This window comes from Kitasatospora sp. NPDC127116, from assembly GCF_042677365.1.
Classification (GTDB): domain Bacteria; phylum Actinomycetota; class Actinomycetes; order Streptomycetales; family Streptomycetaceae; genus Kitasatospora; species Kitasatospora lactacystinica.
In genome coordinates, this window is the sequence record NZ_JBHXTL010000008.1 from 93,244 (window position 1) to 113,658 (window position 20,415).

The following is a 20,415-nucleotide window of genomic DNA, read 5'->3' on the forward strand; positions in this document are numbered from 1 at the left end:
CCCGGGGGGGGCGCCGCCGCCACCCCGGGGCCCGGGCCGCCCCCGTCGCCCCCGGCGGGGCCGGGCCGAGCCCCACCCCCCCGCGGGGGGGCGCCGGGGGGGGCCCCCCCCACCGCCGCCCCACCCGCGACCTGAGCCAGGCCCCGCACAACCCCGGCCAGGCGCTCACCGCTCTGGAGTCGCTGCTGGCGATGACCGCCAACGCCGCCCGCGCCGCTGGTGAGGAGCAGCTGGCGGGCCGGATCGCCGTCGGCCACCGCGCCGACCTCACCGTGTTCGCCGCCGACCCGCTCACCACCCCGGCCACCGAACTGGCGGACCTCCCCGTCCTGCTGACCGTCCTGGACGGCCGTCCCACCCACCGGTCCGCCTCGCTCTGAACCGGCCGTAGCCAGCGAACGCCCGGCGGCCCCGCCGTGCACCCCCGGGCGGGGGGCACGCGGGGCCGCCCGGGCCCGCGTCCGGGCCCGCGTCCGTGTCCGTGTCCGTGTCTGTGTCCGTGTCCATTCGTGCTGAACCGCGCAGCCCCCGCACTCCGTTGTCTTCCGCTTCCGTTGTCCGTACGGTGGTCCCGCGCTCCGACCCGCCCCGCCGGGAGCGCCGGACCTCCCGGGGGTTGTCCCCCCGCCGGATCCGGTGGTGTTCCCCAGCGCGTCGCCGCCCCTCGGTGATCGACGATTCGTTGGCCGGCATTCGTCGGCGAACCGTTCGCACCCATCGAACCGGCTGCCCGAACCGTCGAATTGACGGATCGGCGTACCGGCGGATCGATGGTTCGAGGAACCGAGGAGCAGCCCGACATGACCGCACGCAGCGAGGAGCGCGACAAGCGCATCGACCGACGCGCCCTGCTGACCGCCACCGCGGCCGCCGTGACCGCCACCCTGCTCGCCCCCGCGGCCCGCGCGGACCAGTCGACGAGCGCCGACCAGCCGGAGACGGCGAACCGGACGGATCGTCAGACCTCCACCGTGGTCCGCGAACTGGCTGCTCTCGCCCACCCGTTGCGGTCCACCGAACCCGCCGGCCGGACCACCGACCTGCGGCCGCTGGGCACGATGATCGGTGACGCCACGGTGGTGGGGCTCGGCGAGGCCACGCACGGCGCGCACGAGTTCTTCACCTTGAAGCAGCGGGTGCTGCGCCACCTGGTCGAGGAGAAGGGGTTCACCACCTTCGCCCTGGAGACGAGCTGGTCCAGCGGCCTGCGGATCGACGACTACATCCAGGGCCGCACCGGCGGTGACGCCCGGCAGCTGGTGAAGGACACGATGGGCACCTCGCCCTGGGAGCGCCAGGAGTTCGCCGACCTGATCGACTGGATGCGCGACCACAACCGTGAAAACCCGCTGCGCCCGGTCCACTTCCTCGGCGACGACCTGAACTTCCCCGCGATCGGCGACCAGCTCTTCGACCGGGTGACCGCCTACGTGCGCGAGGCCGCCCCCGGGTCGCTGCCGCGGCTGGAGCAGCTGTACGCCGGCCTGCGCCCCTTCGACGACGCCATCGGCTACGTCACCACGCGGCCGCTCGCCGAGCGGCGGCAGAACGCCGTCGTGGCGCAGCGGACGCTGGAGTTGGTCACCGCCGCCGGGCGCGCGGCCGGGGCCGGGGGCAAGGAGGACGAGGCGTACGCGTGGGCGCTGCAGCACGCCCGGAGCATCGCCCTGACCTTCGCCTTCAGCGCGGTGAACCTGGAGGACACCGCCGACGTGGCCGCGATGCAGCAGCTCCGCGACCGGGCGATGACCGACAACACCCTCTGGTGGCAGCGCCGCACCGGCGGGAAGGTGCTACTGTCCGCGCACAACGGCCATGTCGGGTACCGGAGCAGCGACCCCGAGCTCTACCCCAGGACCCAGGGCGAGTACCTGCGCGACGCCCTCGGCACGGGCTACGTCGCCATCGGTCTCACCTTCGGCCGCGGCTCGTTCCTCACCAAGGACTCCCCGTTCGCCCCCGTCTGGAAGAAGGTCACCGTTCCCCCGGCCACCGCCGGAATGAACGAGTACGTCCTCGACCGGGTGCGCCCCCGCGACTACTACGTCGACCTGCGCTCCGCCCCGCCGGCCACCCGTTCCTGGCTGGACACCGCCCGCCCGACCTACGACGCCGGGACGGTGTTCCACAGCGACCCGCTGCCGCGGCTGGCGATCGGCCCGGCCTACGACGCGCTGGTCCACCTCCACGAGACCGGCGCGGCCCGCCTCCTCTGAGCGCCGGCTCCCGGTGTCGGTGGTCGCTGCTAGCGTGCCTCTCCGTCAGCACGGGTACGCGGGACGACGGACCGCACCATCGACGGGGAGGCACCAGCACGTGCGGGAAGTGACGCGTCACATTGTGGTCCAGCAGCGGATCCGCGACGCCCTGGGGGACGTCCGCGGCCGGGCGCTCGGCCACTGGTACGACCTTGAGGACAAGTTGACCATCGGGTCGGTCCGCGCGATGGGCGAGGAGCTGCTCGACCACGTCGCCGCCCTCTCCCTGGAGGACGGGGACCTCACCGGAGCCGACGCCCGCGCGGCCCTGTGGACGGCGGCCGAGTGCGCCCTCGGCGTGCTCCAGCTCGGCTGCTTCCCCCGGGGCGACTTCGACGTCCCCTTCCCGTACATCGGCAGGACGCTGGACAGCGAGGACGTCCGCTTCGGTCCGGTCGTGGACTTCGCGCCCACGGCCGCGACCTGGGTGGAGGCCTTCGCGATGTGCCTGATCGGCGGTCTGCTGCCGCACCGCGACCGCATGCTCGGCCCGCTGCTCGTCGAGGACTACGCGCCCGCGGTCCGGGACGGCCTGCCCCACTCGGACCTGACGTCCGTCTCCGAGCCCGCGGACCTGGCCGGGATGACGGCTCTCTGCTCGTACCTCTTCGTCGTGGAGACGGAGCGGCCGCCGTGGATCGCCCCCGGTCCCGTCCCGCTGCGCAAGCCGGACGCCGACGAGCGCGCGGCCGCCGCCCGGGGCCTGGACGCCGCGGCCGGGGCGGCGCCCGGCGGGCTGAGCCCGGACCAGCGGCTGCTGCGGGTCCTGCTGGACGACGACCGGGCCGCCTTCGAGGAGGCACTCGCCGCCCGCCTCGCCCTCCACCGCGACAGCACGCCCGCGACGGCCCGGCCCCGCACCCTGCTCCCGGTCGTCCCGATCGCCCTCGCCGCCCTCGCGGTCCAGGCGCACGGGTGGGAGCTGGGCATATCCTCCGGCTACCTCCCGGCGACGCTGGTCGGCGCGGGCTGACCGCTCCTCGGATCGACCGGCCCGGACCGGCCCGCACCGGCCCCGCCGACCCCGACAACCCGCACCGGCCCGGACCGGCCCCGGACCGGCCCCGCGGCGCCGCTCAGCCCGCGAACCGCCCGTCCCGCGCCACCACCCGGCCCGCGCGGACCACCAGTTCGGGCCTCGGCAGGTCGATCACCACCTGCGGCAGGCACTCGCCCGTCACCAGCATGAAGTCGGCGGGCGAGCCGGCCTCCAGGGTGGCGGCCGGCAGGTCCAGCAGTTCGGCGCCGCCGTCGGCCGCCAGCGCGAAGCAGTCGGCCAGCTGCTCGTCGGTGCGGGCGTCGGTGGTCCAGCCGAGCAGGTGGGCGCGGTGCAGCATGTCGGCGTTGCCGTACGGGCTCCACGAGTCGCGCACCCCGTCCGAGCCGAGCCCGACCCGCACCCCGTGCACCCGCAGCTCGCGGAACGGCAGCACCTGGTGGGCCGAGGGCGCCACGGTGGTGAGGCCGACGCCGGATTCGGCCAGCTCGGCGGCGAGGTCGGCGAGCGGGGCGCCGGTCAGTTCGGGGACGCAGAAGGCGTGGCTGACGACCACCCGTCCGGCCAGTCCGGCCGCCCTGGTCCGCGCGGCGATGTCGCGCAGCGGGCCGAGGCCGCGCTCGCCCCGGTCGTGCAGGTGGATGTCGAGGCGCAGTCCGTGCTGTTCGGCCAGGCCGAACAGCAGCTCCAGCTGGGCGGGCCCCTCACCGTCGCCGCCCCCGGCCGGGGTGGCGTCGAAGCCCGCCGGGTCGATGCCGCCGACGGCGTCGACCAGTCCGCTCGCCGCCGCCTCCGCGAGCAGCGCGCCCGCGCCGGGCGTCCGCCGGACGCCGTGCTGCGGGAAGGCCACCAGCTGGACGTCCAGCGCGCCGGCCAGCCGCTCGCGCACCTCGGCGAGCCCGGTCACCCCGGCCAGCCCGTACGCGGGCGCCACGTCCACGTGGGCCCGCACGGCGCGGGTGCCGCGCGCCACGGCGTGGCTCAGCAGCCGGTGGGCGCGGTCGGCGAGCGGGGTGCGCTGGTGCCGGTGGAGGTCGACGTCGCCCCGGACGTACTCGGGCAGCGAGCCCGCCGGGCGCCGGCTGTACCAGGGCTCGCCCCAGGCGGTCTTGTCGGGGTGGATGTGCGCGTCCACCAGGGTGGGCAGCGCGATCCGGCCACCGCCCTCGACCACCTCCGGCACCGCCCCGTCCGGGACCCGCTCGGCCAGCAGGCCGTCCACGGCGACCAGGTCGACGGCCCGGTCGGCGCCGTACGGGCGGACGTCCCGGAAGACGGTGACGGAAGGCGTGGTCATCGGCTGCTCGCTCTCGCTCTGGTTCCCGAGGTGGTCCGGCGCCGTGGACGGATCCTGTCCGACAGGCAAAACGTCCTACCTTTCATTCAACAGTCTGTTTATCATCTCCGGGTCCCTGTCCCCCGTCCGGAGTCGCTCACGCATGTCCACGCCACCGCCCGCCGCCACACCCAGGCCGCACCCGCTGCACGTCCTGCGGGCCACCGTCTTCGCCATCGGCGCCCTGCTCCTCCTGGTCGGGGTGGGCGTACTGCTCCACCAACCGCTGCTGATCCCGCCGTTGGCCGCCAGCGCCGCGCTGGTGCACGGAGCGCCCGCGCTGCCGATCTCGCAGCCGCGCAACCTGATCGGCGGCCAGCTGATGTCGGCCCTGATCGGCTTCGCCACCCTGGCCGTCACCGGCAGCACCACCTGGGGCGCGGCCGTGGCCGCCGGGCTCTCGCTGGGCGCGATGATGCTCACCCACCTCTCGCACTCCCCGGCCGCGGCCACCGCCGTGATCGTGGTCCTGCAGGCCCCGCACCCGGTGCCCTTCCTCCCGCTGCTCGTCCTGGCCACCGTGCTGCTGGTCGTCATCGGCCTGCTGCCCGGCAGGATCGGCAGGCACCCGGTCCGCTACCCGGTGTCCTGGTGACGGCCACGCCGAACCGACGGCCGCGACCGCGGCCACGGCCGCGGCGGGCCCTCACGACCCCAGGTACCTCAGCACCGCCAGCACCCGGCGGTGGTCGTCCGGTGCCTGCGGCAGGTCGAGCTTGGTGAAGATGCTCGCGATCCGCTTGGCCACCGTGGCCTCGGTGACCACCAGCCGGCGGGCGACGGCCGCGTTGGAACGGCCCTCCGCGATCAGCGCCAGCACCTCGCGCTCCTTGGGGCTCAGGCGCTGCAGCGGGTCGTGCCGGCGGGTCAGCAGCTGGCGGACCACCTCCGGGTCCACCACCGTCCCGCCCCCGGCCACGTCGGTGAGGGCGGCGACGAACTCCCGCACCTCGCCGATCCGGTCCTTGAGCAGGTAGCCGGTGCCCGCACCCCGGTCGCCGGCGGAGATCAGCTCGGCGGTGTACCCCTGCGAGACGTACTGGCTGAGCACCAGGACGGGCAGCCGCGGATCCTCCTCGCGCAGCCGGCGGGCCGCGCGCAGTCCGTCGTCGGTGTTGTCCGGGGGCATCCGGACGTCGACGACCACCACGTCCGGCCGGTGCTCCCGGACCGCCTCGACCAGTGCCGGGGCGTCGCCGACGGCGGCCGCCACGGTGTGCCCGAACCGCTCCAGCAGGGAGACCAGGCCCTCCCGCAGGAGCACCGAGTCCTCCGCGACGACTAACCGAAGTGCAGGCACGGGATCTCCACTCGCAGGACGGTCGGCCCACCGGCCGGGGAACGCAGGCACAGGGTGCCGTCGATGACGGCGAGCCGGTCGCTGATGCCCAGCAGGCCCGTGCCGGCGGCCGGGTCGGCGCCGCCGGCCCCGTCGTCCCGGATCTCCAGCACCAGCCCGTCCGCCGCCGCACGGCCGTGCACCGAGGCGCGCCGGGCGCCGCTGTGCCGGACCACGTTCGCCAGCGCCTCGCAGACCACGAAGTAGGCGGCGGCCTCGACCGGGGCGGGCGGCCGCCCGGGCAGTGCGACGTCGACGTCCACCGGCACCGCCGAGCGGCCCGCGAGGTCCCGCACCGCCGGTTCCAGTCCCCGGTCGGTGAGGACCTGCGGATGGATGCCGTGGATCAGTTCGCGCAGTTCCCGCAGCGCCGTCCGCACCTCCTCCCGGGCCTCCCGGACCTGCCGGGCAGCGGCCGAGTCCTCGGGCAGGTCGAGACCGGCCAGGCCGAGCCTGACGGAGAGCGAGACCAGCCGCTGCTGGGCGCCGTCGTGCAGGTCGCGCTCGATCCGGCGCCGTTCCACCTCGTACGCGTCCACCAGTCGGGCCCGCGAGGCCACCACCCGGGTCAGCTCGTTCTCGGCGGGCTCCAGCACGGCCCGGGCGGTCACCGCCCGTACCCCCGCCCAGGCCGCCAGCGGGTAGGCCGCCACCGGGAGCAGCACGAGTCCGGCGAGCGGTCCGAGCCAGGAGGCGGTGGGGTTCGCGGTGGGCTGGAACGGGGCGGCCAGCAGGAACAGCGGGGTGCCGAGGCCCACCGCGACCAGTCCGAGGTCGATCCACCAGAGCAGCAGCAGGGAGACCAGCCCGTAGCCGAGGTCGCGCCGGGCCGCCGGCCCCCGGAACAGTTCGCGGGCACGTCCGCGCCGCCCCTCCGCCCCGCCCCGCGGCCCCGGCCCCGGACCCGGACCCGACGGTACCGACCCTGACGGTACCGACCCCGGCACCACCCGCCCCGACCGCACCCGCCCCGACGGCCCCGCCCCGGGCAGCACCAGCCGCAGCCGCCACCGCTCGTACCCGGTCACCGCCCGCCCCGCCAGGGCCAGCGGCGGCAGCACGACCGCCACCGCCAGGGGTCCCAGCCCGCCCCACAGCAGCACCGGCAGCGCCGCCAGCCCGGCGGCCGTCGCCCCCACCGCGGCTCCCGCGAGCAGGAAGCCCAGCGCGCGCCACGGCCACACGGAGCCGAGGAACGCCGACGGCCGCTGGGCCAGCGCCTCCAGGGTGTTGCGGACAGCGATCACCCTGCCGACCCTAGCCGCCGCCCACCGCCCGCCGCAGGGGTGCTGGCACTACCTCTGCTCTCGCCCCAACACCCCTGCGCTCCGCCACCGTTGACGGGTTGCCTGGGACCATGACGAACTCGACCGACACGGTCCTCCTGCGGGCCGTGACCAAGCAGTACGGCACCGGCGACCGCGCCGTCACCGCACTGGACGATGTGACCGTCGCCTTCCCGCGCGGCAGCTTCACCGCGGTGATGGGCCCCTCCGGCTCCGGAAAGTCGACGCTGCTGCACTGCGCGGCCGGCCTGGACCGGGTCTCCGACGGCACCGTGGTGATCGACGGCACCGAACTCGGCGGCCTGGACGAGACCCGGCTGACCCTGCTGCGCCGCGAGCGCCTCGGCTTCGTCTTCCAGTCCTTCAACCTGGTCTCCGCGCTGACCGCCGAACAGAACGTGGCCCTGCCGCTGCGGCTGGCCGGACGCCGCCCGGACCGGGCCGAACTCGCCACGGCACTCGCCGAGGTGGGGCTCGGCCACCGCGGCGGGCACCGGCCGAGCGAGCTGTCCGGCGGCGAGCAGCAGCGCGTCGCGATCGCCCGGGCGCTGATCACCCGGCCCGCCGTGCTGTTCGCCGACGAGCCGACCGGCGCCCTGGACACCCGTACCTCGCGCGAGGTCCTCACCCTGCTGCGCGGCATCGTCGACCGCCACCGGCAGACCGTGATCATGGTGACCCACGACCCGACCGCCGCCGGCTACGCCGACCGCGTCCTGCTGCTCGCCGACGGACGGATCGTGGAAGAGCTGCACGGCCGCAGCGGGGCCGCGGTCATCGCCGGCCGGATGGCCGCCCTGGAGGCCCCGGCATGCTGAGCCTCGCCACCGTCCGCGCCCGCTGGACGTCCCTCCTCGGCACCTTCGTCGCGCTCGGCCTGGGCGTGACGGTCCTGGCCATGACCGCCCTGGTGCTCACCTCGGCCGAACCGGAGGTGCCCCGACGCTACGCGGGCACCCGGGTCGTGGTGCAGAGCCCCGCCGTCGACCAGTCCGACGGCACCTTCACCCCCGGCCGGCCCTGGTCGCGGGAACGCACGCGGGAGCTGCTGCGCGCCCTGGCCGCCGTTCCGGGCGTGGACCGGGCCGTGCCGGACCGCGCCTTCTACGCCCAACCCGTGATCGACGGAAGGCCGGTGGGCGCCCCGGGCCCGGAACCGCGCGGCCGCAACTGGTCCGGCACCGCGTTCGGGCCCGAGCGGCTCGTCGCGGGCGGCCCGCCGGCCGACGAGCACCAGGTGGTGCTGGACGCCTCGCTGGGCCTGGCGCCCGGCTCGCCGGTCACCCTGCTCACCGCCGCCGGGCCGGCCCGCTACACCGTGTCCGGCCTCGTCCCAGGAACTGCCCCCGGGACCGCCCCCGGGACCGTCGACCCGCCGTCCCTCTACCTGTCCGACCGCGCCGCCGAGGCGCTCGCCCCCGGGGTCCGGGTGATCGGCCTGGTCACCGCGCCGGGCGCCGACGTCCCGGCCGTCGCCGCGGCCGCGGCCTCCGCCGTGGGCGGCGACGGGACGGTGCTGCACGGCGCCGCGCTCACCGCCCTGGAGGACAGGAGCGCCGAGAAGACCCGCTGGATCGGCCTGCAGATCCTGACCGCGACGGCCGGGCTGACCGCCTTCGTCTCCGTCTTCGTGGTCGCCTCCACCTTCGCCTTCGCGATCGTCCAGCGGCGGCGCGAGTTCGGCCTGCTGCGCACCATCGGCGCCACCCCCCGTCAGATCGCGCGCACGGTGTACGCCGAGTCGCTCGGGGTGGGCGTCGCGGCCGGCGGCGCGGGCGTGCTGCTCGGCGCGCTGATGGCGCCCGCGCTGGGCGCGCTGATGGTCGAGGGCGGACTGGAGCCGGCCGGATTCACCGTACGGTTCGGGGCGCTGCCGCTGCTCGGCTCCTTCGCGCTGGGCCTGGTGGTCGCGCTGCTCGGGGTCTGGTCGGCCTCCCGCCGGGCGGCCCGGACGGCCCCGCTGGAGGCGCTGCGCGAGGCCGCCGTCGAACACCGGCCGATGACCCGCGGCCGGTGGATCGCCGGCGGGGTGTGCACCGCCCTCGGGCTCGGGCTGGTGGTGGTCGCGGCCGGCAGCGAGTCCGACAGCATGATCAACAACGCCCTTTACGCGGCCATGGCGCTGATCGTCGGGCTCATGCTGTTCGCACCCGCCGTCCTCCCGCCGATCGTCCGCGCGGTCTGCCGGCCGCTGTCCGGGCTGCGCGGCGCCACCGCCGCGGTGGCCCGGGAGAGTGCGGTGACCGCCGTCCGACGCACCGCCTCGACCGCCGCTCCAGTGCTGGTGACGGTGGGTTTCGCGGTGCTGATCGCCGGACTGTTCCAGCTGCGGGCCAGCGGCTACGCGCTGGAGGAGACCGTCCGGCAGCAGGCCACCTCGGTGGTCACCCCGCAGGGCACACCCGGGCTCTCCGACGCCGCCGTGGCCGCCGTACCGGGCGGTGCCTCGCTGCTGCCCACCCGGCTCTACGCCGGCGGCACCGACCACGTCGGCGCGGTGGGGATGAGCGAGGCCGCGTTCCGCGCGGCCCGCACCCGGATGACCGTCACCTCCGGCTCCCTGGACGGCCTGACCGGCGAGAACACCATGGTGGTCAAGGCCGGCACGGCCGCCTGGCTGGGCTGGACCACCGGCCACCGCGTCCCGGTCACCTTCGAGGACGGCAGTACCGTGGACGTCACGGTCGTCGCGGAGATCACCGACGGCTCCGCCACCGCGAGCGTGCTGCTGACCACCCGCACCGTCCGGGCGCACGACCCGTCGGCGCTCACCTCGGTCGTCCACACCGCCGGCGCCACCTCGTCGGCCGTCCTCGCCCCGCTCGGCGCCCGGGCGCTGAGCAGCGCCGAGTACGCCTCCCGCACCACCTCCGAGGACGACGCCCTGGTCCGGATCTTCCTGGTCGTCCTGATCGGCACGTCGCTCGGCTGCAGCAGCCTGGCCGTCGCCAACACCCTGCTGATGGCCACCGCCCAGCGGGCCGGGGACTTCACGGTGCTGCGGCTGTCCGGCGCGACCCGCCGTCAGGTGCTGCGGATCGTGGCCGCCGAGTCGACCCTGGTGGTCGGGATCGGTGCCGCGCTCGGCCTGCTGATCGCGGTGGTCACCCTGGCGGGCGTCCGCTCCGGCCTCTCCGCCCGGCTCGGCACCCGGGTCGACCTCGCCCTGCCCTGGTCGACCATGGCCCTCACCACCGGCCTCTGCCTGCTCCTGGCCCTGCTCGCCGGCGTGCTGCCGGCCCGGGCGGCACTGCGCCGGCCCGGCGCCCGACCGGCCGACTGACTGACTGACTGACTGACGACCGACTGACGGCCCACCACGCGGATCGGCTGCTCCCGGTCGTCCGTTCCGCCCGGCAGTTCGACCGGCAGCAGGCCCGGATCGTCCTGCACGGCGGCCCACCGGTCGCAGGCCGGATCCAGGAGGACCATCACCGGGACCGGCCACGACAGCCGTCAGCGGAACACGACCGGCGGACCGGACCGGCGGCCGGTCCGGTCGGCCCGTCCCGCACCGCGGGTTCGGGATCAGCGCTCGGACCGGGCCCGGTCCCGCCGTTCGGGCCGGGCCCGGTCCCCCAGCTCGGCCAGCGCCTTGATGCCTTCGAGGGTGGCCGTCATGCCGGTGCGCAGCTCGTTCAGCCGGAAGTCGACGATCTTCTCCTCCAGTTCCGGCTTGGCGTCGATGACCAGGCTGGCGCCACTGCGGCCGGGGCCGATCACCACCGACTGGCGCAGCCGGGTGCCGTCGCCCTCGGGGGTCAGCTCGAAGCGCCACCGGGCCAGTGCCCCGCCGAGGTCGGACACCGGCTCGCCGTAGCGGCCGTCCGCGTCCATCACCCCCCAGGCGAAGACCCGGCGGCCGTCGGGACCGGCCGGCCCCGTTCCGCCGGCCGGCCCGGTCAGCTCCGTCACCTCGGAGACCGTCCGCCAGTCGGGCATGCCCGCACGGGTGTTGTGCCCCTCGAAGCGGGCGCCCGGCGCGGGGCCGTCCGCTCCGTCCAGCCAGGCGACGCGGTGGAGTTCCGGACTGAGCCGGGCGGGCAGGCCGATGTCCGTCACCAGCTCCCACACCCGCTCCACCGGCGCCCCGACGAACACCTCGCACCGCGTACCCGGACCATCGGCGTACCGCATGCCCGTTCCCCCTCCCGTCGTACGTCACCGCGCACATCGTGAACGTGCGCACCGTGACCGTGCGCATCACCATGAACGGCAACCTGACCATCGATGTGCACACCGGCGCGCACATCGCCTTGCGCGGATGCGGGTCGACACCCGCCCGTGCCCCCGCCACGGCGTCCGGAACGCCGGCGAGGACAGCGGGCGGGTTGCCGCCCTGGGCCCTGGATCGATGATCGATCCCGCGGAACATCCAAGTCAATCCGCCGATTTACTGGGGTACCCCCAAGCGATACCTTGGGTCCCCGTGACCATCGACGACCTCCGCGTCTTCGCCGCGGTCTGCCGGGCCGGCTCGCTCAGCGCCGTCGCCCGCGACCTGAACCGCACCCAGTCCGCCGTCAGCCAGCACGTGAAGCGGCTCGAACGGGAGGTCGGCCTCGCCCTGATCGAGCGCCACCCGCGCGGGGTCGTCCCGACCAGGGCGGGGAGCCTGCTGCGCGCGGCGGTCGGCACCGGGCTCGGCAGCATCGACCAGGCGCTGCACCGGATCGCCGAACTCGCGCGCGGCGAGGGCGGATCCGTACGGATCACCACCGGGGCCACCAGCATCCGGCACTTCATGTCCGCGGCCGTGGTGGACTTCCGGCGGCGCTTTCCCCAGGTCAGTCTGGAGTTCCAGACGGAGGTCTCCAGTCGCAGCTGCCTGGAGTCGCTCAACGCCGGCCGGGCCGACCTCGCCTGGATCACCCTCGGCGTCCCTGCCCGGGGCATCGACCAGCGGCCGGTGGTCGACCTGCCCTGGGTGCTCGCGGTCGCGGCGGGCGACCCGCTCGCCGGCCGGGCCCGGATCTCGCCCGCCGACCTCCAGGACACCCGGCTGATCGGGCTGCCGCAGAACTCCGTCTCCCGCTCCCAGGTCGAGGCCTGGCTCGGCAAGTCGGGTGTCCGGCCGGTCTTCGACACCAGCGTCGCGGACTGGGACACCGCGATCCTGCTCGCCGAACTCGGCCTCGGCCACGCCGTCGTCCCCGCGCTCCCGCAGTGGCAGGGTCCCGGCCACCCCGGCCTGCGGCTGCTCCCGCTGCCCGACCTGCCCGCCCTCACCGCGGGCTGGGCCGTCCGGGACTGGGAGAACCTCGGCCCGCTCGCCCGCGCCTTCGCGGACACCGTCGCCGCCCACTGCGGCCGCGGAACCCCGCCGGCCGTCGGACCGGGGAGGGACTGACCCGGCGACCGGCCGCCGCTACCCCTCGTCCTGCCGGGCGGTCCAGTCCCCTGCCGACAGGACGCCTCCGTCCGGCATCCACACCCTGTCCCGGGAGGTCGCCGTCCGCAGCGGGGCGAAGTCTTCCGGCAGGACGTCCAGCAGGCTGCGCACGCGGTCCCCGCCCCGCACGGCGAGCGCCGCCTCGCAGCGCAACTGCCTCGGCAGCTCCGGCCGGTGGGTCAGCCCGTGCCACAGCGCCGGCCGCAGCCAGTGCCGTCCCTGCGGATCCGCATGGGCCCGCACCCACGCCCGGCCCAACCGCTGGGAGAGGCCGAGCCCTTCCGCCCGTTCCTGCAGCCTCAGGAGGGTGGGTGTGTCGATCACCTTGACCTCGCCGGGGAGGTCCTCGTACCGGTCCATGGCTCCATGATGCCCGGCGCCGCCGTACGGGGCGCCGGGCGAGTGCCGCACGAAACTCCGTGGCCGTAGAAGCTCCGTGGCCGCAGCGGCTCAGCGGCCGTAGAAGGAGTGGCCGCGCCCGATCTCCGCGAAACCCCGGCGGCCGTACCACGCGCGCGGCCAGTCCACCGCGTCCGCGAGCAGGAACAGCCGGGGGATGCCGGCTTCGGCCGCCAGCGCCAGGCCGGTCGCCAGCAGGGTGTCGCCGTGCCCCGCGCCGCGGTGCCGCGAGCCGGTCACCAGGTCCTCCAACTGGGCGAGCCCGGCGGACGGTTCAAGATAGAGGTCGCTCCAGGCCGCGACCTCGCCGGTCGGCGTCCGCGCGGCCAGGAAGTGCACCCGCCCGGCACCGCGCAGCCGGGCGGCGCGGCGGTCGGTGAGCTGCCGGGCGAGCTCCTCGTCCTCGATCCACTCCCGCTGCTGACGCAGCACCGCCTCCCGCACCTAGTCCAACTCCACGGGGTGCGCGGCCGGTTCGGGATGCGTACAGCCGTCCGTCGAGCGGGTGAGGATCACCTCGCCCTGCCGCTCCCACCCCGCTGCCGCCAGTACCGGGGCCGCTCGCCCGCCCGACTCCTGGTCCAGCACGGTGACGCGGTACCGGTCGCGCGGCCCCAGCCACCGGGCGGCCAGCCCGGGCAGCGCCGCCGGGTCGGTTCCCGGCCCCTCGACGATCAGTTGGTTGTGCTCCTCGGAGCGTCCGTACTCGGCGTTCCGGACGGCGAACACCCCGGGAAACTCCGGTAGTTCGATGACCTCCTGCGCCTGGCGGCGGGCGAAGGCGGCACGGAAGGCGGTCACGCGGGCGAGGAGATCCGACATTCCGTCATGATCGGCCCTCGACCGCCACCGGACAACGGATTTCCCGCACCCGCCTCAGGAGGCCGCGCCGGAGGACGAGCGGTCCAGGAAGCGCCGGATGCCGTCCCGGACGCCGTCGGTCGGCACGGTCGCCGCGAAGGCCGCCGCCTCCACCGCGAGCCCCTCGTCGATCGGCAGGTTGATGCCCCGGGTCACGGCCCGCAGGCAGGCGGCCACGGCGGTCGGCGCGTGCCGGACGATCCGCTCGGCCAAGTGCCGTGCGGTGTCCATCAGTTCACCGGCCGGGACGACCGAGTTGACCAGGCCGATCTCGGCGGCGCGGGCGGCCGGGATCGGGTCGCCGGTGAGGATCAGCTCCAGGCCGCGCTTGCGGCCGACGTGCCGCGGCAGCCGCTGCGATCCGCCGAAGGGCGGCGGGAAGCCGAGCGAGATCTCGGGCTTGGCGAAGCTCGCGTGCGCGGCCGCGACGGCCAGCGGGGCCGCCTCGGTGATCTCGCAACCACCGCCGTAGGCCAGGCCGTTGACGGCCACGACGACCGGCTTGGGGAACTCCTCGATCCGCCGGGTGAGGGTGTGCCCGCGCCGGACGAACTCGCGCAGCGCCCGCTCGGGCCCGCCGGCGACGCTGGCCGCCAGGGACGGGATGTCGGCCCCCGCGCTGAGCGCCCGCTCGCCGGCGCCGGTGAGGATCACGGCGCGGACGGTGTCGTCGGCGTCGATCCGGTCGAGTTCGGCGAGCAGCGCGTCGATCGTCGGGTAGTCGAGGGCGTTGAGCTTCTCCTCCCGGTCGATGGTGAGGGTGACGAGGTGCCGGTCCCGCTCGCTGCGGATGGTCATGGGCGCGTGCTCCGTTCCTGGCCTCGCTGCTGGATGTGACGAGGCTAGGAACTCCCGGCCAGGACAATCCACTTATTGTCCTGGATACACTCGGGCCCCACCCGTGCGCACCCGTGCACGCCCGTGCCTCCACTCCCGGGAACGGCAGGTGACCCGTGCGACCGCCCTCCTACAAGGCCATCGTCGACGAGTACGCGACCGCCATCCGCTCCGGCGCGCTCCCGGCCGGCGCACGGCTGCCGACCCACCGCACCCTCGCCCGCGAACGGCGGATCGCCCTCGCCACCGCCACCCGGGTCTACGCCGAACTGGCCGCCGCCGGACTGGTGGTGGGCGAGCAGGGCCGCGGCACCTTCGTCCGGCTGCGCGCCGGCTACGACGGCCTCGAACCCTCCCGCGCCCTCCCGGTGCCCCGGGTGGCCGACCTCTCCTTCAACCAGCCGCTCACCCCCGGGCAGGGCGACCGGCTGCGGCAGGCCCTGCGCGCGCTCGCCTCCTCCGGCGACGCCGAAGCCCTGCTGCGCCAGCATCCGCCGGGCGGCCACCGGCACGACCGGGCCGCGGTGGCCACCCATCTGCTGGACCGCGGGATCGACACCGCACCCGGGAACGTCCTGCTCACCAGCGGGGCGCAGCAGGCCCTGGACTGCGTCCTGCGGACGCTCACCCGCCCCGGCGACGTCCTCGCCGTGGACGCCCTCGGCTACCCGGGCATCAAGCTGCTCGCCACCGCCCACGGGCTGGACCTGGCGCCCGTCCCGGTCACCGCCGCGGGCCCGGACCTCGACGCGCTCGACCGGCTCTGCCGCGCCCGGCCGGTGCGGGCGGTGTACACCCAGCCGACCGTCCACAACCCGCTCGGCTGGGTGCTCGGCCCGGAACAGCGCGAGCGCCTCGTCCGGCTCGCCGCCGACCACGGCTTCACCCTGATCGAGGACGGCACCTACGCCTTCCTGGAGGCCGCGCCGCCGCCACCCCTGCACGCCCTCGCCCCCGAGCGCACCTGCTATCTGGCCGGTCTCTCCAAGAGCGTGGCACCGGGCCTGCGGTTCGGCTTCGCCGTCCTGCCCGGCCACCTGCTCCGGGCCGCCACCACCGCCCTGCGCACGGCGGCCTGGGGTGCCCCGGGCCTGATCACCGCCCTCGCCACCGGCTGGCTCGCCGACGGTACGGTCGCCCGCCTGGAACGGGAACGCCGCGCGGACGCCGCCGCCCGCCAGGCCGTCGCCCGCACCGCCCTGGCCGGCCTGACCACCACCGCCCACCCCACCTCCTACATCCTCTGGCTCACCCTCGAAGCCCATCAGCGCCCCGACCACGCGGCCGCCGCCCTGGCCGCCGAGGGCATCCTGGTCTCCACCGCCGACGCCTTCGCCACCACTCCCCACCACCCCAACGCCCTGCGCCTGGCCCTCGCCACACCTCCGCTCCCCGTCCTCCCCGCCGCCCTCACCCGCCTCCGCACCACCCTCGACGCCATCGCCCCCTGACCGACTCCCCCCGCCCCCACCACGCCGCACCACGAGCCGACGTGCCCGACGTCCCGCTCCCGCTTCTCCCTACTCCGCGCCCTCGACCGACCCGCGGGCGAAGCGGGCGCTCCACTCGGCGAGCAGGCTCCGCAGCGCGTCCGGGGCGAGCACCCGGAACTCGGCGCCGAGCGAGCCCAGGGCCATGGCGGGCCAGTCGAGCGAGTCGGCGGTCATCCGCAGCCGGCAGCGGTCCGGGGTGACGGGTTCCACGGTGGCCCAGCGGCCGACCCTGGCCCGGACGTGCTCCGCCGGCGACTCGATCAGGGCCTCCACCAGGTGCGGCCTGGGTATGCCGTTGAGGCCCGCGCGGACGAACTCGGCCGCGTCCGCGGCCGGGAGGGTGCGCGGGGCGAAGCGGGCGCCGCTGCCGGAGGGGGCGGTGAGCCGGTCGAGGCGGAAGGTGCGCCAGTCGGCCCGGTCGAGGTCGTACGCGACCAGGTACCAGCGGCGGTTCAGGCAGACCAGCCGGTGCGGTTCGACGTGCCGTTGCGTGCCGCGCCCGTCGGCGGCCGTGTACGAGAACCGCACCCGTTCGTCGTCCCGGCAGGCGAGCGCCACCACCGTCAGGATGTCCGGGTCGACGCCCGCGCCCGGCGGCGTCCCCCAGTCCACCGGGACGGTCACCGCGCGCAGCGCCTCCACCCGCCGTCGCAGCCGGGCGGGCATCACCTGGACGACCTTCGCCAGCACCCGCACCGAGGCCTCGGCGACCCCCTCCACCGGGCTCTCGGCCGCCGCCTGCAGCCCGACCGCGAGGGCCACCGCCTCCTCGTCGTCGATCACCAGCGGCGGCAGCGCCGCGCCCGCCGCCAGCTGGTAGCCGCCGTCGACGCCGCGCTGCGCCTCGACGGGGTAGCCGAGTTCGCGCAGCCGGTCGATGTCGCGGCGCAGGGTGCGGACGGAGACGCCGAGCCGGTCGGCCAGTTCGTCGCCCGGCCAGTACCGGTGGGTCTGGAGCAGGGAGAGCAGTCGAAGCGTCCGGGTGCTGGTGTTCGCCATGCGTCGATTCTCCCCGGGATTCAGGACAGGAAGTGGCCGCAATGGTCCGTAGCGTTGTTCTTGTCCGAGGGAGCAGGACCCGAACGAAAGGCCTTGACGATGACCACGACCTCCACCGCCCAGAACCTGACCGGCGAGCGCGCCGACCTCCTGGCGGCCCTGGAGCAGCAGCGGCACTTCCTGCGCTTCACCACCCGCGACCTCACCGACGAGCAGGCCGGCCTGCGGACCTGTGCGAGCGAGCTCTGTCTGGGCGGCCTGATCAAGCACGTGACCAGCGTCGAGCGGCTCTGGGCGGAGTTCATCGTGCAGGGCCCGTCCGCGATGCCCGACTTCACCAAGTGGACGGAGGAGGACCTCGCCCGCCGCGCGGACGAGTTCCGGATGCTGCCCGGCGAGACGCTGGCCGGCGTCCTCGCGGACTACGCCGAGGTGGCCGGCCGCACCGACGAGCTGGTGGCGGTCCTCCCCGACCTGGACGCCACCCAGCCGCTGCCGAAGGCCCCCTGGTTCGAGGGGGACGCCCGGTGGTCGGCCCGCCGGGTGCTGCTGCACGTCGCCAACGAGACCGCCCAGCACGCCGGTCACGCCGACATCATCCGGGAGTCGCTGGACGGTGCGAAGAGCATGGGCTGAGCCCGGCCCGCGGCACGGCGGCGGGGCCCTCGGCGACATCCGAACCCGACGGGCCCCGCCGCCGTCCTCAGGCCCGCCCGACGAAGGTGAACCCGGCCCCGTCGACCACGCCGCGGACCAGCGCCTCGTCCAGCGGCTGCGCGGAGGCCACGGTGACCCGGCCGCTCGGCGCGTCGGCACTGACGTCGGTGACGCCGGGCAGGACGGCGAGCCCGGCGCTGACCGTCTTCTCGCAGTGGCCGCAGCTCATGCCGTCGACGGCGAATACGGCGGTGGTGGACATGACGGCGCCTCCGATGGCGTTCCGGACGGGACGGGCTCGACCCGGGCGGATCGAACCCGACGCGTCGACTCCGACGAACCGACCCGGACGGGTCGACCCGCCCGCCCTACGACACCCGATTCCGACGCCGCCGCCCAGGGACACGCCGCCCGGGTGACACCATCGAGCGGTTCCGGGAACCGCCCGGGCCTCCCGTCCGACTGGGCCGTGCCGTGGCGCGCGCCACGTCCTGAACCGCCGCCGCGCCCCGTCCCGTTCCTCCAGGTACCACCCTTTCGCACGACCGGGCGACGGCCCGGCCGACGATCGGCGGCCGCGGCCCGCCGATCCCGTCCTGGAGCACCTCCGCCATGTCCACCCTGGCCCCGATCCACGACCGACCGGACACCACCGCCCTCCCGGTGACCCACGACGCCCTGCGCGGCGAGTCCGCCCGCCTCGCCGAGGCCTGTCGCGCGCACCCGGACGCGGCGGGAGCGGGCCGTTGAGGGCGCTCGCGCGGCTCCGCCGCCGCAAGCCCCGGCACGGCGCCCTCGCCCTCGCGCTGGCCGCGGCGCTGACCGCCGGGCTGCTCTGGTGGCAGCCGTGGAGCGACGGGGACGGGGACCGGCTGGCGTTCACGACCGCGTCCGGCGGCTCGGACCGCTTCGGCACCGGCGAGCGCCTGTACCGCTACAAGGTGCGGGTGGAGGACGGGATCGCGGAGAGCCCGGCGCAGTTCGCGGCCGAGGTGGACGCCGTCCTGGGCGATGTCCGGCGCGGTTGGGCGGCCGGCGGCACGGTCTCGTTCCAGCGGGTGCCCGCGGACCCGGTGGACTTCACCGTCTACCTGGCCACCCCGAGGTCCACCGACCGGATCTGCGGCCAGTACGGGCTGGACACCGGCGGCTGGGTGAACTGCGGCGTCACCCACCAGGTGGTCATCAACCTCAAGCGCTGGACCGAGCTGTCCGAGTTCTACCGGGGCCGGCCCGAGCTGTACCACGCGCTCGCCGTCAACCACGAGGTCGGCCACATCCTCGGCAACGGCCACGTCGACTGCCCCGGCCCGGGCGCCCCGGCGCCGGTGATGATGCAGCAGATCAAGGGGCTGCACGGCTGCGTCCCCAACGGCCTGCCGTACTCGGACTCCGGCACCCTGCTCACCGGCCCGCCCGTCCAGGCCCCCACGAACGCGCCGTGACCCGCCCGCGCCCGACCCCCGTACCGGGTCCGCGCCCGGAACACGGATAATCCTGGTCGGACCGGACGCCCCCGCACCGCGCGACCGCTCCCGCCCGTGTCCGCTGCCGGTCCCGGTGCTGTCCGCGGTCGGTGCCGGTGGAGGAGAAGCGTTGAACGGTGTGCCCGGCGGGGAGATCCTGGACTGGCCGGTGCTGCTGGAGGCCGCCGAGGCGGCCGCCCGGGCGACCGCGGGCCGGGGCCGGGTGGCGGACTACATCCCGGCCCTCGCCACCGCCGACCCGGAGGCCTTCGGCATGGCCGTCGCCACCGTCGACGGGGAGCTGCACGGCGTCGGTCAGTGGGAGCGGCCGTTCTCCGTCCAGAGCGTCTCCAAGCTGTTCTCGCTCGCCCTCGCGGTGGCGTACGGCGGCGACGCGCTCTGGCAGGGCGTCGGCCGCGAGCCGTCCGGCAACCCGTTCAACTCCCTGGTGCAGCTGGAGACCGAGCACGGCATCCCGCGCAACCCGTTCATCAACGCGGGCGCCCTGGTGGTCACCGACCGCCTCCAGACCATGACCGGCGACGCCTCGGGCGCGGTACGGGAGTTCCTGCGCCGCGAGTCCGGCAACCCGCTGCTCGACACCGACCCGGTGGTCGCCGCCTCGGAGGCCGAACACGGCCACCGCAACGCCGCGCTGGCCCACTTCATCGCCAGCCACGGCAACCTGCAGAACCCGGTCGAGACCGTGCTGGAGCACTACTACGCCCACTGCGCCGTGGCCACCAGCTGCCGCGACCTGGTGCTGGCCGGTTCCTTCCTCGCCCGCTACGGCGTGCGTGCCGACGGCACCCGGCTGATGTCCCGCAGCGAGACCAAGCGGATCAACGCCGTCCTGCTCACCTGCGGCACCTACGACGCGGCCGGCGAGTTCGCCTTCCGCGTGGGCCTGCCGGGCAAGAGCGGCGTCGGCGGCGGCATCCTCGCCATACTCCCCGGCCGCGCCGCCGTCTGCGCCTGGGGCCCGCGCCTGGACCAGGCCGGCAACTCCGTCGCCGCGGTCGCCGCCCTGGACACGCTGACCACCCTCTCCGGGTGCTCGGTGTTCTGAAAGCACGCAATCCGAAAGCACGCAGG

Annotated in this window: 23 protein-coding genes; 13 read left to right on the plus strand and 10 right to left on the minus strand. The window is 75.5% G+C overall.

Features of this window, described 5'->3' with window-relative positions; genetic code table 11:
* The 3 genes from ACFVHV_RS05435 to ACFVHV_RS05445 form a co-directional block, all read left to right on the plus strand.
* Positions 1-380 (plus strand): amidohydrolase family protein (locus ACFVHV_RS05435; protein ID WP_380348957.1); only part of this gene is annotated, 380 nt, incomplete at its 5' end.
* Between the two features lie 420 nt (positions 381-800).
* On the plus strand, positions 801-2,216 hold the full coding sequence (locus ACFVHV_RS05440; RefSeq protein ID WP_380348959.1) for an erythromycin esterase family protein: 1,416 nt from the start codon (positions 801-803) through the stop codon (positions 2,214-2,216).
* A gap of 109 nt (positions 2,217-2,325) precedes the next feature.
* A complete protein-coding gene (locus tag ACFVHV_RS05445) occupies positions 2,326-3,231 on the plus strand; it encodes an immunity 49 family protein (RefSeq protein WP_380348961.1) in 906 nt (301 codons plus the stop codon).
* A 103-nt stretch (positions 3,232-3,334) separates the two neighbouring features.
* On the opposite strand, the gene ACFVHV_RS05450 is transcribed toward ACFVHV_RS05445, so the two are convergent.
* A complete protein-coding gene (locus tag ACFVHV_RS05450; protein ID WP_380349010.1) occupies positions 3,335-4,552 on the minus strand; it encodes an amidohydrolase in 1,218 nt (405 codons plus the stop codon).
* Between the two features lie 142 nt (positions 4,553-4,694).
* Here ACFVHV_RS05450 and ACFVHV_RS05455 point away from each other — a divergent pair, with 142 nt between their 5' ends.
* Complete coding sequence (locus ACFVHV_RS05455; protein ID WP_380348962.1) at positions 4,695-5,186, plus strand: HPP family protein; 492 nt, start codon at positions 4,695-4,697, stop codon at positions 5,184-5,186.
* A gap of 51 nt (positions 5,187-5,237) precedes the next feature.
* On the opposite strand, the gene ACFVHV_RS05460 is transcribed toward ACFVHV_RS05455, so the two are convergent.
* Both ACFVHV_RS05460 and ACFVHV_RS05465 read right to left on the minus strand, forming a co-directional pair.
* Positions 5,238-5,891, minus strand: coding sequence for a response regulator transcription factor (locus ACFVHV_RS05460; protein WP_359898483.1), 654 nt, complete (start codon positions 5,889-5,891; stop codon positions 5,238-5,240).
* A complete protein-coding gene (locus ACFVHV_RS05465) occupies positions 5,873-7,177 on the minus strand; it encodes a histidine kinase (RefSeq protein ID WP_380348964.1) in 1,305 nt (434 codons plus the stop codon). The genes ACFVHV_RS05460 and ACFVHV_RS05465 overlap by 19 nt, the downstream gene beginning before the upstream one ends.
* 110 nt (positions 7,178-7,287) lie before the next feature.
* Between ACFVHV_RS05465 and ACFVHV_RS05470 the strand changes: the two genes are divergently transcribed.
* Positions 7,288-8,034, plus strand: coding sequence for an ABC transporter ATP-binding protein (locus tag ACFVHV_RS05470; RefSeq protein ID WP_359898481.1), 747 nt, complete (start codon positions 7,288-7,290; stop codon positions 8,032-8,034).
* Entirely contained in the window at positions 8,028-10,499 is a 2,472-nt protein-coding gene (locus tag ACFVHV_RS05475; RefSeq protein WP_380348965.1) for an FtsX-like permease family protein, read from the plus strand. The genes ACFVHV_RS05470 and ACFVHV_RS05475 overlap by 7 nt, the downstream gene beginning before the upstream one ends.
* A gap of 245 nt (positions 10,500-10,744) precedes the next feature.
* On the opposite strand, the gene ACFVHV_RS05480 is transcribed toward ACFVHV_RS05475, so the two are convergent.
* Entirely contained in the window at positions 10,745-11,353 is a 609-nt protein-coding gene (locus ACFVHV_RS05480; RefSeq protein WP_359898479.1) for an SRPBCC family protein, read from the minus strand.
* A 38-nt stretch (positions 11,354-11,391) separates the two neighbouring features.
* On the opposite strand from ACFVHV_RS05480, the gene ACFVHV_RS05485 reads away from it, so the two are divergent.
* Together ACFVHV_RS05485 and ACFVHV_RS05490 are read left to right on the plus strand one after the other, a co-directional pair.
* Positions 11,392-11,574 (plus strand): hypothetical protein, encoded by a 183-nt coding sequence (locus ACFVHV_RS05485; RefSeq protein WP_380348967.1) that lies wholly within the window; start codon positions 11,392-11,394, stop codon positions 11,572-11,574.
* 71 nt (positions 11,575-11,645) lie between these two features.
* On the plus strand, positions 11,646-12,566 hold the full coding sequence (locus tag ACFVHV_RS05490) for a LysR family transcriptional regulator (RefSeq protein WP_359898477.1): 921 nt from the start codon (positions 11,646-11,648) through the stop codon (positions 12,564-12,566).
* An 18-nt stretch (positions 12,567-12,584) separates the two neighbouring features.
* On the opposite strand, the gene ACFVHV_RS05495 is transcribed toward ACFVHV_RS05490, so the two are convergent.
* The 4 genes from ACFVHV_RS05495 to ACFVHV_RS05510 all read right to left on the minus strand — a co-directional run bounded on the left by ACFVHV_RS05495 (position 12,585) and on the right by ACFVHV_RS05510 (position 14,666).
* On the minus strand, positions 12,585-12,968 hold the full coding sequence (locus ACFVHV_RS05495; RefSeq protein ID WP_359898476.1) for a hypothetical protein: 384 nt from the start codon (positions 12,966-12,968) through the stop codon (positions 12,585-12,587).
* 90 nt (positions 12,969-13,058) lie between these two features.
* The gene (locus tag ACFVHV_RS05500; RefSeq protein WP_380348970.1) at positions 13,059-13,439 is read right to left on the minus strand and encodes a GNAT family N-acetyltransferase; all 381 of its coding nucleotides are present in this window, start codon (positions 13,437-13,439) and stop codon (positions 13,059-13,061) included.
* Positions 13,440-13,451: 12 nt separating this feature from the next.
* Positions 13,452-13,829, minus strand: coding sequence for a hypothetical protein (locus ACFVHV_RS05505; protein ID WP_380348972.1), 378 nt, complete (start codon positions 13,827-13,829; stop codon positions 13,452-13,454).
* Between the two features lie 54 nt (positions 13,830-13,883).
* The gene (locus ACFVHV_RS05510; protein ID WP_380348973.1) at positions 13,884-14,666 is read right to left on the minus strand and encodes a crotonase/enoyl-CoA hydratase family protein; all 783 of its coding nucleotides are present in this window, start codon (positions 14,664-14,666) and stop codon (positions 13,884-13,886) included.
* Between the two features lie 155 nt (positions 14,667-14,821).
* Between ACFVHV_RS05510 and ACFVHV_RS05515 the strand changes: the two genes are divergently transcribed.
* Positions 14,822-16,156 (plus strand): PLP-dependent aminotransferase family protein, encoded by a 1,335-nt coding sequence (locus tag ACFVHV_RS05515; RefSeq protein ID WP_380348975.1) that lies wholly within the window; start codon positions 14,822-14,824, stop codon positions 16,154-16,156.
* 69 nt (positions 16,157-16,225) lie between these two features.
* Here the strand turns inward: ACFVHV_RS05515 and ACFVHV_RS05520 are convergent, their stop codons facing one another.
* On the minus strand, positions 16,226-17,197 hold the full coding sequence (locus ACFVHV_RS05520; RefSeq protein ID WP_380348977.1) for a helix-turn-helix transcriptional regulator: 972 nt from the start codon (positions 17,195-17,197) through the stop codon (positions 16,226-16,228).
* A gap of 99 nt (positions 17,198-17,296) precedes the next feature.
* Here ACFVHV_RS05520 and ACFVHV_RS05525 point away from each other — a divergent pair, with 99 nt between their 5' ends.
* Positions 17,297-17,833 (plus strand): DinB family protein, encoded by a 537-nt coding sequence (locus tag ACFVHV_RS05525; protein WP_359898471.1) that lies wholly within the window; start codon positions 17,297-17,299, stop codon positions 17,831-17,833.
* 67 nt (positions 17,834-17,900) lie between these two features.
* Here ACFVHV_RS05525 and ACFVHV_RS05530 read toward each other — a convergent pair whose 3' ends face one another.
* Positions 17,901-18,116: a heavy-metal-associated domain-containing protein gene (locus tag ACFVHV_RS05530; RefSeq protein WP_359898470.1), complete on the minus strand. Its 216-nt coding sequence runs from the start codon at positions 18,114-18,116 to the stop codon at positions 17,901-17,903.
* 350 nt (positions 18,117-18,466) lie between these two features.
* Here ACFVHV_RS05530 and ACFVHV_RS05535 point away from each other — a divergent pair, with 350 nt between their 5' ends.
* From ACFVHV_RS05535 to ACFVHV_RS05545, 3 genes are all read left to right on the plus strand, one after another.
* Positions 18,467-18,604: a hypothetical protein gene (locus tag ACFVHV_RS05535; protein WP_380348979.1), complete on the plus strand. Its 138-nt coding sequence runs from the start codon at positions 18,467-18,469 to the stop codon at positions 18,602-18,604.
* Positions 18,601-19,299, plus strand: a complete 699-nt coding sequence (locus ACFVHV_RS05540) for a DUF3152 domain-containing protein (RefSeq protein WP_359898468.1) — start codon at positions 18,601-18,603, stop codon at positions 19,297-19,299. Before ACFVHV_RS05535 ends, ACFVHV_RS05540 begins: the two co-directional genes overlap by 4 nt.
* 178 nt (positions 19,300-19,477) lie before the next feature.
* Positions 19,478-20,389 (plus strand): glutaminase, encoded by a 912-nt coding sequence (locus tag ACFVHV_RS05545; RefSeq protein ID WP_359898535.1) that lies wholly within the window; start codon positions 19,478-19,480, stop codon positions 20,387-20,389.
* Positions 20,390-20,415 lie beyond the last annotated feature (26 nt).

Coding starts and splice junctions, on each gene's coding strand:
- ACFVHV_RS05505 (WP_380348972.1), bottom strand. CDS start 13,829: ATGTCGGATCTCCTCGCCCGCGTGACCGCCTTCCGTGCCGCCTTCGCC.
- ACFVHV_RS05470 (WP_359898481.1), top strand. CDS start 7,288: ATGACGAACTCGACCGACACGGTCCTCCTGCGGGCCGTGACCAAGCAG.
- ACFVHV_RS05530 (WP_359898470.1), bottom strand. CDS start 18,116: ATGTCCACCACCGCCGTATTCGCCGTCGACGGCATGAGCTGCGGCCAC.
- ACFVHV_RS05495 (WP_359898476.1), bottom strand. CDS start 12,968: ATGGACCGGTACGAGGACCTCCCCGGCGAGGTCAAGGTGATCGACACA.
- ACFVHV_RS05475 (WP_380348965.1), top strand. CDS start 8,028: ATGCTGAGCCTCGCCACCGTCCGCGCCCGCTGGACGTCCCTCCTCGGC.
- ACFVHV_RS05440 (WP_380348959.1), top strand. CDS start 801: ATGACCGCACGCAGCGAGGAGCGCGACAAGCGCATCGACCGACGCGCC.
- ACFVHV_RS05455 (WP_380348962.1), top strand. CDS start 4,695: ATGTCCACGCCACCGCCCGCCGCCACACCCAGGCCGCACCCGCTGCAC.
- ACFVHV_RS05520 (WP_380348977.1), bottom strand. CDS start 17,197: ATGGCGAACACCAGCACCCGGACGCTTCGACTGCTCTCCCTGCTCCAG.
- ACFVHV_RS05480 (WP_359898479.1), bottom strand. CDS start 11,353: ATGCGGTACGCCGATGGTCCGGGTACGCGGTGCGAGGTGTTCGTCGGG.
- ACFVHV_RS05450 (WP_380349010.1), bottom strand. CDS start 4,552: ATGACCACGCCTTCCGTCACCGTCTTCCGGGACGTCCGCCCGTACGGC.
- ACFVHV_RS05525 (WP_359898471.1), top strand. CDS start 17,297: ATGACCACGACCTCCACCGCCCAGAACCTGACCGGCGAGCGCGCCGAC.
- ACFVHV_RS05535 (WP_380348979.1), top strand. CDS start 18,467: ATGTCCACCCTGGCCCCGATCCACGACCGACCGGACACCACCGCCCTC.
- ACFVHV_RS05510 (WP_380348973.1), bottom strand. CDS start 14,666: ATGACCATCCGCAGCGAGCGGGACCGGCACCTCGTCACCCTCACCATC.